We start from the raw sequence: 12,499 nt of genomic DNA, 5'->3' as shown, positions 1-12,499 counted from the left end.
GACATGATGCGGGAGGACGTTAGCGATCTCCTGCCGCAGGCAGCGTGAAAACCGGGTGAGCGGACATGACGCATGAACAGATACGAGCGGTAGCGCGCGAACTGGTCGCGCCGGGCAAAGGGATACTCGCCGCCGACGAGAGCTTCGGCACCATCGAAAAGCGTTTCGCCGCCATCAACGTCCCCTCGACCCCCGAATCGCGTCGCGACTACCGCGACCTCCTGTTCAGCACGAAGGGCGTCGAGGAGTTCCTGAGCGGCGTCATCCTGTTCGACGAGACGATACGGCAGACCTCGCATCAGGGGCCGCCCTTTCCGGCGCTTCTGCTCCAGAAAGGCATCCTGCCGGGGATAAAGGTGGACAAAGGCGCCGTGCCATTGGCCAACTACCCGGGCGAGCGCATAACTGAGGGGCTGGACGGGTTGCGCGGACGCCTCAGCGAGTACCGCGACCTGGGTGCCCGCTTCACCAAGTGGCGTGCCGTCATCGGCATCGGCGAGGGGATTCCCACCCGCTACGCCCTCCAGGCGAACGCCCGTGTTCTTGCCCACTGCGCGGCCCTTTCGCAGGAAGCAGGCCTGACGCCCATCGTCGAGCCGGAGGTGCTGATGGAGGGCGATCACGGCATCGAGCGCTGCGAAGAAGTGACAATCGCCACGCTGCGACTCCTCTTCTTCGAGCTGCAGGAGCACAGGGTATCGCTGGACGGCCTGCTCCTCAAGCCGAACATGGTCCTGCCCGGCCGGAAGTCGGGACAGAAGCTGACGCCGGCCGAGGTCGCCGTAGCCACCTTGCGCGCCTTGCGGCAGAGCGTCCCCGCCGCCGTCCCGGGCATCGTCTTCCTCTCGGGCGGACAGAGCCCGGAGCAGGCGACCGCCAACCTGAACGCGATGAACCGCATGGGGCCGCATCCCTGGGAGGTCTCGTTCTCGTTTGCGAGGGCGCTCCAGGAGCCGCCGATGCGCGCATGGGCGGGCAATCCGGCTGGCGTTCCGGAGGCGCAGCGCCTCTTCTATCACCGCGCGCGGTGCAACAGCGCGGCCCGCCACGGGCGCTATTCTCCTGAGATGGAGAGGGAGACCTCCGCTGCCTAAAGCCAAGCAGCGGGCGCGAGGAACAAGTGCAGTCGTTTGACTTGATAGTGATCGGCTCGGGGTCCGGCCTCGAGGTGTCGGCGCAGGCGGCCCGCAGGGGTCTTTCCGTCGCTGTCGTTGAGAACGGCCCCTTCGGCGGCACCTGCCTCAACCGCGGCTGCATTCCCTCGAAGATGCTCATCTACACCGCCGACGTCATGGAGACCATACGCCGCGCCCCGCTCTTCGGGGTGAAGACCGCGCCGCCCGAGGCCGACTGGCGTCGTATCAGGCGACGCGTCTTCGAGTCCGTCGACGCGGAAGCGCGTTCCATCGAAGAGGCGAACAGGAGGCATCCGCGCATCTCCGTCTTCAAGGGCCACGGGCGCTTCGTTGATCGGAAGGTGCTTGATGTGGGCGGCGAGCAGATCACCGCGGAGACTATCGTTATTGCCGCCGGAAGCCGTCCCCGCATACCGCCGATCGACGGGCTGGAGGACGTCCCGTTCGTCACTTCGGACGACGTGATGCGCCTGGACGAGAAGCCCCGCCGCATGGCGATGCTGGGCGGCGGCTACATATCAGCGGAGTTTGCCCATTTCTTCGGCGCCCTGGGCACCAGGGTGTCGATTATCGAGCAGGAGCCGCTGCTGCTCCCCGGCGAGGACGACGACATAAGCGAGCGCTTCACGGAGGTCTACGAACGGCGATTCGATCTCCACGTCGGAAGTACCGTCACGCAGGTGCGTCGAGACGGCCACGAGCTGCTGCTGCGTGTAAGCTCCGATGGGAGCGAGCGCACGCTTTCAACGGACGTGCTCATGGTTGCGGTCGGCCGCGCGCCCAACAGCGACCTCCTCGACGTGGAGAAGACGGGCGTCGAGGTCGATGACAAGGGCTTCGTCAAGACCAATGAGTACCTGGAGACGAACATCCCCGGCATCTGGGCGCTCGGCGATATCGTCGGCCGGTACATGCTGAAGCACAACGCTAACCTGGAAGCGGTGCACGTGGCCCACAACATTTTCAACCCCGAAAAGCGCGCGCGCATCAGCTACCGCGGCATGCCGCACGCCGTCTTCGCTTCGCCGCAGGTCGCCGGCGTGGGCCTCACGGAGAGGCAGGCGCAGCGCCAGCGGCTCGACTACGCGGTCGGCGTCTATGACTACCACGACACCGCTTACGGGTCGTCGATCGAAGACCACGAGGGGTTCGTGAAAGTGGTCGCGGCCCGGGATACGCGCGACATTCTGGGGTGTCACATCATCGGCACAGAGGCGTCCGTCCTGATACAGGAGGCGGCGATCGCCATGCGCGCCCGCCTCCCTACGACCGCGATCACGCAGTCGATCTACGTGCACCCTGCGCTGCCTGAGGTGGTGCAGAGGGCGTTTCTCTCGGTCCGCTTCTAGCGAAGACAGGAGGTGACGGAATGGCGGGAATGTTCGAGGGCAAGGTCGCCCTTGTCACCGGCGCCAGCTCGGGGATCGGCAGGGCGGCGGCGATCGCTTTCGCTCGCGAAGGGGCGAAGGTAGTAGTCTCCGACGTCGACGCGAGCGGCGGCGAAGACACCGTCCACATGATAACGGACGCTGGCGGCGACGCCTACTTCGTCCGCGCCGACGTGTCGCAGCCCGACCAGGTAGAGAACCTGATCAGCGAGACCGTGCGCAAGTATGGCCGGCTCGACTTCGCGTTCAACAACGCCGGCATCGAGGGGGAGCAGGCGGCCACCGCCGACTCCTCGGAAGCAAACTGGGACCGCGTGCTCAGCGTGAACTTGAAGGGCGCGTGGCTCTGCATGAAGAACGAGATCCCTCAAATGCTGAAGCAGGGCAAGGGCGCCATCGTTAACATGTCTTCCGTAGCGGGCCTTATCGGTTACCGCAACATCCCTGCTTACGTGGCAAGCAAGCACGGCGTGATTGGGCTGACGAAGACGGCGGCGCTCGAGTACGCCACGACGGGCATACGCATCAACGTCGTCTGTCCCGGCGTCATCCGCACGCCGATGGTCGAACGTTTCGCCGGCGGCTCGCCCCAGGGGGAGGCGCAACTGATGGAAGCCGAGCCCATCGGCCGGCTGGGCGTGCCGGAGGAGGTCGCCGAGGCAGTGATCTGGCTCTGCTCCGACGCCGCGTCCTTCGTCCTCGGGCACGCGATGGTCATCGACGGCGGCCTCGTCGCGCAGTAGGCAGGCGTGTAGATCCGCCCTGACGCGCATTCATTTCTCCGGGCCCGTCTCGCCTGCGTAGCCCGATCTGCTACAATGCCCCTGCCGGAACGTGGGGACTTCAGGCGTCCCGGCGCGAAACCCCATACGTCGGACAGCGGATGGCCTCGCTGCACCTCGTTCCCTTCGGGCAGCCGGCGCTCGACCGGCTTCAGGAGGCGATAGCCGCCGCCAAGCAGGGCGACCTCCTCCGGCCGGTCACTGTTGCCGTTCCCTCGAACTATGCCAAGCTTTCGCTAAGCCGCACCCTGGGAGCTTTGGAGGGGGGCGTGATCGGCGTGCGTTTCGATGTGCTCCCCCGCGTCGCCGAACTGCTCGGCTCGCCCGCGCTCGCCGCCGCCGGCAGGCTCCCGCTCTCCGGCGCCGTCCGCGCAGAAGTGGTGCGCGCTACACTGGCCGCCGCCCCCGGCATTTTCGCGGAGGTGCGCGAGCACGCCGGTACCGAGCGCAGCCTCGAATTGACCTTTGCCGAGCTGCGCCGCTCGCCGGAAGAAGCGCTTGCCGCCCTCGAACGGCAGAGCGAGAGGGCGGCCCACGTCGTGCGGCTGTTCCGCGAATACCGGCGCCGCACCGAAGGCTACTACGACGAAGAAGACCTTGCCCTTTCCGCCGCCGCCGCCGTCCGCGACGGCTCCGCCGCCCTGCGCGACATCGGCCACGTCATCGTGTTTCTTCCGCGTCGCCTCTCGCCCGCCGAGCAGGAGATGCTTCGCGCCCTCGCCGACGCCGGACTTCTCACGGTCATCATCGGTCTCACCGGCGAAGAAGAGGCCGATGGCCTGTCCCGCGCCATCGCCTCGCGCCTGGAGCCCTTCCTGGGGGCGGCCGCCGTCGAGCCCGCTTCGCCCCAATCGGCCCGCGCGCACGTGCTTGTCGCCGCCGACGCGGAAGAAGAGGTGCGCTCCGTGCTGCGCCTGGCGATGCGCAGGCTGGAGGAAGGCGCGCCCCTGCACCGCATGGCCGTCCTCTACCGGGCCGCCCAGCCCTACGCGCTGGTTGCGCAGGAGCAGTTCAGGGCCGCCGGGGTCGAGTTCAACGGCCCCGGCACGCAGACGCTTGCCCAGACCGTCGCCGGCCGCGCCCTGCTTGGACTGTTCCGCGTGCGCGAAAGCGGGTTCCGCCGCGACGTGGTGATGGACTGGCTGAGCAGCGCGCCCATCCTCGAGGAGGAAGGCGGACAGGCGGCGCCGGCGCAGCGCTGGGACGCCCTGTCGCGGGCGGCGGGCGTCGTCCGGGGCCTATCGCAGTGGGAGTCGCGGCTGCAGGCGCACAAGCGGTCGCTGGAGAAGGAGCTCGCCGATCTCGAACTCCTCGAAGAGGCGAGCGAGGGCCGCATCGAGGGGCTGCGTCTCGACCTCGAGCACGTGGAGCGGCTGCGCTCGTTCCTGCGCGAGCTCGGCCGTCTCCTCGAGGCGCCTGCAGCGCAGGGCTGGCCCGATTTCGCCGCCTGGGCGCGCCGCCTGCTGGATCGCTACCTCGGCGGAGAAGGACGCCTCGGCGAATGGCCGGAGCGCGAGATCGAGTCGTACCGGCGCATCCTCAACGTGCTCGAATCGCTCGTTGGCCTGCGCACCATCCGAGCAACGGTCGACGAGTCGGTATTCCTGCGGGCCGTAGACCGCGAGCTGGAGGCCACGGCAGGTCGCGAGGGCAAGTTCGGAAACGGCATTTTCCTCGGCCGCATCAGCGATGCCGTCGGGGTCGATTTCGACGTCGTCTTCGTGCTGGGCATGACGGAGGGGCTGATGCCGCCCCGCGACCGCGACGACCCGCTCCTCCCCGACGACGAGCGCGCCGCTGCCGGCGAGGAGGTGCCTCTCCGCTCGCGGCGCCGGGTGGAGGAGCGCTTCGCCTATCTCGCCGCCCTCGCCTCCGCCTCGGAGCGCTACTTCGTCTACTCTCGCGCCGATTTGCGCGGACAGCGGGGCAAGCTGCCGTCGGAATGGCTGCTCGACGAGGCGTCGAAGCTGGAGGGCAAAACGCTCTTCGCCAGCGATATGGACCCCCCGCCGTCGCGCGACTGGATCACGGTCATCCCTTCCTTTCACGGCGCCCTTCGCGACGGCGCGGAGCCGGCGTCCCCGCAAGAATACGACATGCGCAGTCTCCTGCGCTGGTCGGAATCGGGGAGGGCTGTGCTGGGACACTATCTCGCTCTGGGGGAAGCAGCGCTGCGCTCCGGTCTCGCCGCCGAAATCGCCCGCCGCACGGCGCGGCTGACGGTGTGGGACGGCCTCATCGAGGGCATCGAGGCGCCCGGGCCCTCGCGCGAGCGTCCCGCTTCGGCGACGGCGCTCGAGACGTGGGCCGCCTGCCCCTTCCGCTACTTCCTCGGCAACGTCCTCCGCGTGGCCGAGACCGAGAAGCCGGAAGACGTGCTCACCCTCAGCGCTCGCGACCGCGGCAGCCTCATCCACGCCGCCCTGGAGCAGTTTGTTCGCAGCGCCGCGCCGCGTAAGGTTCCGGACGAGCCGTGGAGCGACGACGAAAGGGCGCTGCTTCTCGAAATCGGGCGGCGGCTGTGCGACGAGGCGGAAGAGCAGGGGATCACCGGCAAGCCCCTCCTGTGGCGCATGGAGCGGGAGCGCATCCTGCGCGACCTGGCGGGCTTCCTCGACGCCGACGAGGAAATGCGGCGAGAGATGGGCGTCGTTCCGCGCGAGGTGGAGATGGGCTTCGGGATGCCGGCCTCCGCCCACCCGGCGCTCGTAGTTCCGATGCCCGGCGGGCGCGAGGTGGCGGTTCGCGGAAAGATCGACCGCGTCGATTCCACGCCGGACGGCGCGAGAGCGGCCGTATTCGACTACAAGAGCGGCTCCGCGAACTACTATTCCGGTCTGAAAAAGGACCCGGTGAACCGAGGCAGAGTCCTGCAGCTCCCTATCTACGCACTTGCGGCCGGGCAGTGCCTGGGATTCGGCGAGGCGGCGGCTTACTACTGGTTTGTGGGAGAGGAGGCGGGCTACCAGCGCATCGGCTACCTTCTCGATGACAAAGCGCTGGAGCGGTTCCAGGAGGTGGCCGCCGTCATAATCGACGGCATCGATTCCGGCGTCTTCGCGGCCAACCCCGGAAAGCCTGCCGGCGACGGCGGCCACGCCAACTGCCGCATCTGCCCCTACGACCGCGTCTGTCCTGTTAATCGGAGGCGGGTCTGGGAGAGGAAGCGGCAGTCGCCGGAACTGCGGCGCTACCTGGAAATGACGGAGCCCGATGAGCGGCCTTGATTCGTTGCCTTTATCGGACGCGGATGCGCGCGGCCGTATCCGCGACGACCTCGACAGCACGCTGTTTGTCGAAGCGGGCGCGGGCACGGGCAAGACGCACGAACTGGTGGAGCGCGTGGTGCGCCTCGTTTGCGCCGGGCGCGCGCAGATGCGCTCGATCGCCGCCATCACCTTTACGGAGGCGGCGGCGGCGGAGCTGCGCGACCGCATAAGGGAAGCACTGGAGCGGGCCGCGCGCGACGAGTCGCTGCCGGCGGAGGAGCGGGAGCGGTGCCGCATCGCCGCGGGCGAGGTCGATGCCGCCGCCGTCGAAACGCTGCACGCCTTCGCGGGACGCATACTATCGTCGTACCCCCTCGAAGCGCGCCTGCCGCCCGTAATTGCCATGCAGGACGAAACCCGCGCGTCCATCGCCTTCGGTGAGAAGTGGGAGGAGTTCATCGACCGCCTGCTTGACGATCCGGCGATGGAGCTCACTCTGCTGCGGGCGTACGTGCTCGGGCTGAGGCCCGAGAAACTGCGGGCGGTGGCGCTGGCGTTCCACCGCAACTGGGACCGCCTGGAAGACGCCGCCCCCGACAGCAGCGAATGGGAGCCGCCGGACCTCGCGCCGCTGCTCGCCGCCCTGTCGGAGGCGTGCGGCTATGCCCGCTGCTGTGTGAACGCCGAAGACCGGCTCTACTGCCACCTCGAGACGCTGAAACGCTACTGCGACCGCCTTGAGGGGGCAACCGACGAACTGGACGTGCTGCGGGTCCTGGCCGAGAAGACGAGGATCGGGTTCGGGTACGGCAACAAGTCAAACTGGAGCGGTGTAACCCCCGGGGACCTGCGCGACATGTTGACCGAAGCAGAGCTGCTGCGGGGCGAGATGCTGACGGCGGCCCGCCGGGCGGCCCTCGCGCCGCTTCTCGCCGCCCTGCGCCGCTTCGTCCTCGATTATGCCGACGAGCGGCGGCGCCAGGGCACGCTCGAGTTCCACGACCTGCTCGTGCAAGCGCGCGACCTCCTGCGCCGCAACCGCGAAGTGCGGCGCTCGCTGCGGCGCCGCTTCTCGCACCTCCTCATCGATGAGTTCCAGGACACCGACCCGCTCCAGATCGAGATCGCCGTCCTCCTCGCCTCTGACGACGATGCCGGCGACGGGCCGTTCTCGTGGCAGGCGGCGAAGGTGGAAGAGGGGCGGCTCTTCTTCGTCGGCGACCCCAAGCAGTCGATCTACCGCTTTCGCCGGGCCGACATCGCCCTCTACCAGGCGGTGCAGCGCCGCTTCGAGGCAAGCACGGTGCGTCTCACGCAAAACTTCCGCTCCCTGCGTTTCGTCATCGACTGGGTGAACGGCGTGTTCCCCGAACTCATGGGTGCCGAGGCGAGGGACGGGCAGGCCGCCTACGAGAAGCTGTTCGCCCGCCGGGAACCACCCGACGGCGCGACGACCGTCCATCTGCTGGGGGGGCCGTCGGAGGGGAACATCGACGCGATTCGCGCGAAGGAAGCGGAAGAGATGGTCGCAGCCATCCGGCGCATAAAGGCGGAAGGCTGGCCCGTCGCCGAGAAGGGCGGCGACGGGGCCCTCTCGCTCCGGCCCGCGCGCTACGCCGATATCGCTGTCCTCATGCCTACCCGCACCGGCCTGCCGCCCCTCGAACAGGCGCTGGAAGAGGCGGCCATCCCCTACCGCGTCGAGAGCCGCTCGCTCGTGTACAGCTCGCAGGAGGTGCGCGACCTCCTGACCATACTGAGGGCGATAGACGACCCGACGGACGAGGTGGCGCTGGTGGCGGCGCTGCGCTCGCCTGCGTTCGGCTGCAGCGATGTCGACCTGCTCGGTTTCCGCCAGGCGAACGGACGCTGGGACTGCCGTCGGGACCCTCCCTCCACGCTTGCGCCCGATCACCCCGTCATAGCCGCGATGGCGTCGCTGCGGGGTTTTCACGAGAAGCGCACCTGGATGGGCATCAGCGGGGTCGTCGAGGCCGTGATACGAGAGCGGCGGCTATTCGAGATCGCCTTCGCGCACCGGCGCCCGCGCGAGCGGTGGCAGCGGCTGCGTTTCGTCCTCGACCAGGCGCGCGCTTTCGTCGAGGCGGGCGGAAGCACGCTCCGCCAGTTTGTCGACTGGGCGGAGCAGCAAGCCGAGGAAGGGACGCGGGTGGTGGAGACGGTCGTGCCCGAGGCGGACGACGACGCGGTGCGGATCATGACCATCCACGCTTCGAAAGGGCTGGAGTTTCCCATTGCGGCCCTTGTGGGTCTGAACGTCGAAGACCGGCCGCGGCCCCAGAACGCCATCGTGCTATGGGACAGGGACGGCACGCCGCATGTGCGTATCGGCCCGCAGAACGCACGGTTCGAAACGGAGGGCTTCGAGCGTCTGGCGGCGGCAGAAGAGGAGATGGACGCTTTCGAGAAAGTGCGCCTGCTTTACGTGGCGGCCACCCGCGCGCGCGACCACCTGATAGTGAGCCTGCACCACAAGAAAGGCGTTGAGTGCCACGCCGCCCGCTTGCACGAGCGCTGCCGGGAGATGCCGCGCCTCTGGCGGACGCTGGAGTTTGCGAAAGCAAGCGGGCCGCCCGCGGAAGAGAGGGCGTCGCGAAGGTTTGAAGACTCGCCGGAGGAGCGGGCGCAGTGGTTGGAGAAGAGACGGCGCCTCCTCGTCGAGCGCTCGCGGGCGCTTGTCGTCTCCGCCACCGGCCTTGCCGCCGAAGCAGCTCCGTCCGCCGATCCGAATCTGGAAAAGGACGCGCCGGCAGAGGAGGTACCGCCGTGGCGAAAGGGCAGGGCCGGTACGTCGCTTGGCCGCGCCGTGCACGCCGTCCTCCAGAGCGTCGATCTGGCGACGGGCGAAGGGCTCGAGGGCGCGGCGCAGGCGCAGGCCGCCGCTGAAGGGATTCCGGACCGCGCCGATGAGATCGCGCGCAGGGTGCGCGCCGCGCTCGACGCGCCGTCGGTGAGAGAGGCGGTGCGCGGCCGCTACCGTCGCGAGGTGTACGTGGCCGTGCCGGTAGACGGCATCGTCCTCGAGGGCTTCATCGACCTCCTGTACGAGACGGACGGCGGGCTCGTCGTCGTCGACTACAAGACGGACGCCGTCCCCGACGAGGAAGAGATGGCGCGGGCGATGGCGCGGTACCGGTTGCAGGGGGCGGCCTACGCGCTCGCCGTCGAGCGGGCGCTGGGGAGGAAGGTCGTCGCCTGTCGCTTCGTGTTTGTCCAGCCGACGGCCGCGCGCGAGCAGCCTATCGATGACCTGGCGTCCGCGATGGAAGACGCGCGGGCGGCGGTCCGGACGTTCGCCGGCTCCCGCGGCGGGGGCTAGCCGCCGGCGCCTTCGCCTTCCGCGGCGGGAGGCGTGTACACGCGCTGCGCCAGCTCGCGGTCAAGCATCAGCAGGCCCGTGCCGTCGTCGCCCACCATCTTGAGGTTGTCGAGGATGCGCTCCGCCGACGCCTCTTCTTCCACCTGCTCGGTCACAAACCACTGCAGCATCGATCTGGTGGCGTGGTCGGACTCCTGTTCGGCGGCGTTGACCAGGTTGTTGATGAGGGCGGTGACCTTCTGCTCGTGCCGGTACACCTCATCGAAGGCGTCGACAGCGGAAGCCCATTCGGTGCGCGGCGCGTCGATGGCGGTCAGCGTCACGCGGCCCCCGCGTTCGGCCAGATAGTCGAAGAACTTCATTGCGTGGGAGAGCTCTTCCTGGGCCTGCACGCGCATCCAGTTAGCGAAGCCTCCCATGCTGCACGCCTCGAAGTAGGCCGACATCGAGAGGTAGAGATAGGCGGAGTAGAGCTCGGCGTTGAGCTGAGCGTTCAGCTTCTCCTGCATGCTTTCGCTGAGCATCAGGACCTCCTTTCCTTCCTGCGACGAAAGAGCACGTTCCGTCTCTTTTCATCTTACAGCAGACGGGGCGGCTTTGACATTCGGGGAGCGGGCCCAAGAGAGACTAAGGCTTCTCTTGCGCCTCCGCCCGGGCCCTCATCTCCTGCTGCCGTAACGCGCGGAAGAAGGCAATCTGGTTGATCGTCCCTTCGGGGTCCTGGGCCCGCTGCACCATCATCTCACGTGTGTTGGCGTGCGGCGTCACCAGAAATGTCTCCCCCCTTACCGCCTGCACTATCTGTTCCGCGACCACTTCCGGCTCGAGGATTTCCGCCTGCTGCGCGATTTCGCCCAACTCTTTCTTCTGGAATGCTTCCATGAAGCCGCGCCGGATGCCGTCGAGTACCTCGTCGCCGGAGGGGATGAAGCGCGACGCCCCGCTTATGTTCGTCGCCACCAGCCCGGGGCAGACAGCGGTGACGCCGATCCCCTTCCCTTTGAGGTAGATCGCCAGACTCTCGGAGAGTCCCAGGACGGCGAACTTGGTGGCCGTGTAAGGGATGGAGCCGTCCCAGCCGCCGAGACCGGCGATGGAGGCGGTGTTGATGATGTGGCCGCTGCCGCGCTCGAGCATGTGGGGCAGAAAGACGTGGATGCCGTAGACGACGCCCCAGAAGTTGATGCCGACAATCCACTCCCAGTCCTCGATCGATACGCGCTCGACGGGGCCGCTCATGTGCACTCCGGCGTTGTTCATAAGTATGTCGACGCGCCCCATGTTGCGGACCGACTGCTCGTACAGGTTGCGGACGTCGTCCAGTTTCGAAACGTCGGTGCGGACGGGGAGCGCTTTGCGGCCGGCGTCCCGTATATCAACCTCCGTCTCTTTGAGCCGGGCCTCGTCGACGTCGGCGAGCACCAGGTCGGCCCCCGCCTTCGCCAGCGCGACAGCCGTAGCCTTGCCGATGCCGCTGCCCGCTCCCGTCACAACAGCGATCTTGCCTTCGATATCCATGTGGCCCCTTCCTTCCGCAAAACCGTGCACCCCTACCGCATATCGGCGAGTCGGTCGAGAAGCTCTTCGGCCTCGCGCACCACCTCGCGCACCACGTCACCGGCGCTGACAATTGTCTTCACCAGCCCGGCGACCGCGCCGCAATACATCTCGCCCTCCTCCGTGTCGCCGTCGAGCTGGCCGGCGGGGGAACGCCCCCAGCCGATGAACTGTTGCAGCTCCTCGGCGCTGGCGCCCGCCGCTTCCATTTCCAGCATTTTGTCGGTGAACGGGTTGCGAATGCCGCGGGTCGGCCCGATCTTCCGTCCGGTGATCACCGTCGCGACGTCGTCGGCGTTCAGCACCGCTTGCTTGAAGCGGGGGTGAGCGCAGCATTCGGTGGTGGCGATAAAACGGGTGCCCATCTGCACGCCCTCGGCGCCGAGCGCGAGCGCCGCGACGAGGCCGCGGCCGTCGGCGATGCCGCCCGCGGCCACCACCGGCACGCTGACCGCGTCCACAACCTGCGGAACGAGGACGAAGGTGGGGATTTCGTCCATTCCGTTGTGGCCGCCGGCCTCGTAGCCCTCGGCGATAACGGCGTCGACGCCTGCCCTCTCGGCGCCCCGCGCGTGGCGGCACGAAGCGACGACGTGCAGGACCTTGATACCGCGCTCCTTGAGGAACGGAGTGAGCGTGGCCGGGTTGCCGGCGGACGTGGTCACGATGGGCACGCCCTCCGACGCCACGATCTCCGCGAAGTTACGCGACTCGGGGTCGAGCACCGTCAGGTTCACGCCGAAGGGCCTGCCCGTGCGCTCTTTGGCGCGACGGATCTGCAGCCTGAGGTTGTCGGCGCGCTCCCCCTTGCGGTCCCAGCCTGCGCCGGGCGTTATGATGCCCAGGCCTCCCGCCTCCGAGACGGCGGCGGCCAGCTCGCCGTTCGCGACCCAGTTCATCGCCCCCTGAATGATGGGGTACTCGATCTCGAGGAGGTCGCAGACCCGCGTTCGTCTCATCTTATCGTCTCTCCTGCTAAGGGCGGATGATACGGGGCTATTCTATCGACGGCGGCGGTTGGGGCAAAGCGGTTGTACTCGTCCGGTACATTCCGTACACTCACCCCCTTTCCGCTTGTTTCTTGAGC

At 67.9% G+C, this 12,499-nt stretch carries 8 protein-coding genes; 5 read left to right on the top strand and 3 right to left on the bottom strand.

Annotated features, from left to right (window positions below):
- Nucleotides 1-65 precede the first annotated feature (65 nt).
- From QME71_08270 to QME71_08250, 5 genes are all read left to right on the top strand, one after another.
- The gene (locus QME71_08270; protein ID MDI6858291.1) at nt 66-1,094 is read left to right on the top strand and encodes a fructose-bisphosphate aldolase class I; all 1,029 of its coding nucleotides are present in this window, start codon (nt 66-68) and stop codon (nt 1,092-1,094) included.
- Between the two features lie 26 nt (nt 1,095-1,120).
- Nucleotides 1,121-2,485 carry a dihydrolipoyl dehydrogenase gene (locus tag QME71_08265; protein ID MDI6858290.1) on the top strand — a complete coding sequence of 455 codons (1,365 nt, stop codon included), beginning with the start codon at nt 1,121-1,123 and terminating at the stop codon, nt 2,483-2,485.
- 20 nt (nt 2,486-2,505) lie between these two features.
- Nucleotides 2,506-3,267 carry an SDR family oxidoreductase gene (locus QME71_08260; protein MDI6858289.1) on the top strand — a complete coding sequence of 254 codons (762 nt, stop codon included), beginning with the start codon at nt 2,506-2,508 and terminating at the stop codon, nt 3,265-3,267.
- Between the two features lie 140 nt (nt 3,268-3,407).
- Nucleotides 3,408-6,533 (top strand): PD-(D/E)XK nuclease family protein, encoded by a 3,126-nt coding sequence (locus QME71_08255; protein MDI6858288.1) that lies wholly within the window; start codon nt 3,408-3,410, stop codon nt 6,531-6,533.
- Complete coding sequence (locus QME71_08250) at nt 6,520-9,855, top strand: UvrD-helicase domain-containing protein (protein MDI6858287.1); 3,336 nt, start codon at nt 6,520-6,522, stop codon at nt 9,853-9,855. Before QME71_08255 ends, QME71_08250 begins: the two co-directional genes overlap by 14 nt.
- Here the strand turns inward: QME71_08250 and QME71_08245 are convergent.
- From QME71_08245 to QME71_08235, 3 genes are all read right to left on the bottom strand, one after another.
- The gene (locus QME71_08245; GenBank protein MDI6858286.1) at nt 9,852-10,379 is read right to left on the bottom strand and encodes a ferritin; all 528 of its coding nucleotides are present in this window, start codon (nt 10,377-10,379) and stop codon (nt 9,852-9,854) included. The genes QME71_08250 and QME71_08245 overlap by 4 nt on opposite strands.
- Nucleotides 10,380-10,482: 103 nt before the next feature.
- Complete coding sequence (locus tag QME71_08240; protein ID MDI6858285.1) at nt 10,483-11,373, bottom strand: SDR family oxidoreductase; 891 nt, start codon at nt 11,371-11,373, stop codon at nt 10,483-10,485.
- Between the two features lie 32 nt (nt 11,374-11,405).
- Nucleotides 11,406-12,371, bottom strand: a complete 966-nt coding sequence (locus QME71_08235) for a nitronate monooxygenase (GenBank protein ID MDI6858284.1) — start codon at nt 12,369-12,371, stop codon at nt 11,406-11,408.
- Nucleotides 12,372-12,499: the final 128 nt, after the last annotated feature.

This window comes from Dehalococcoidia bacterium (assembly GCA_030018455.1).
Classification (GTDB): domain Bacteria; phylum Chloroflexota; class Dehalococcoidia; order DSTF01; family JALHUB01; genus JASEFU01.
Note: the sequence above shows the minus strand (reverse complement) of the source record. Positions and strands in the feature narration are given on the sequence as shown.

Coding starts and splice junctions, on each gene's coding strand:
- QME71_08270 (MDI6858291.1), top strand. CDS start 66: ATGACGCATGAACAGATACGAGCGGTAGCGCGCGAACTGGTCGCGCCG.
- QME71_08260 (MDI6858289.1), top strand. CDS start 2,506: ATGGCGGGAATGTTCGAGGGCAAGGTCGCCCTTGTCACCGGCGCCAGC.
- QME71_08255 (MDI6858288.1), top strand. CDS start 3,408: ATGGCCTCGCTGCACCTCGTTCCCTTCGGGCAGCCGGCGCTCGACCGG.
- QME71_08250 (MDI6858287.1), top strand. CDS start 6,520: ATGAGCGGCCTTGATTCGTTGCCTTTATCGGACGCGGATGCGCGCGGC.
- QME71_08245 (MDI6858286.1), bottom strand. CDS start 10,379: ATGCTCAGCGAAAGCATGCAGGAGAAGCTGAACGCTCAGCTCAACGCC.
- QME71_08240 (MDI6858285.1), bottom strand. CDS start 11,373: ATGGATATCGAAGGCAAGATCGCTGTTGTGACGGGAGCGGGCAGCGGC.
- QME71_08235 (MDI6858284.1), bottom strand. CDS start 12,371: ATGAGACGAACGCGGGTCTGCGACCTCCTCGAGATCGAGTACCCCATC.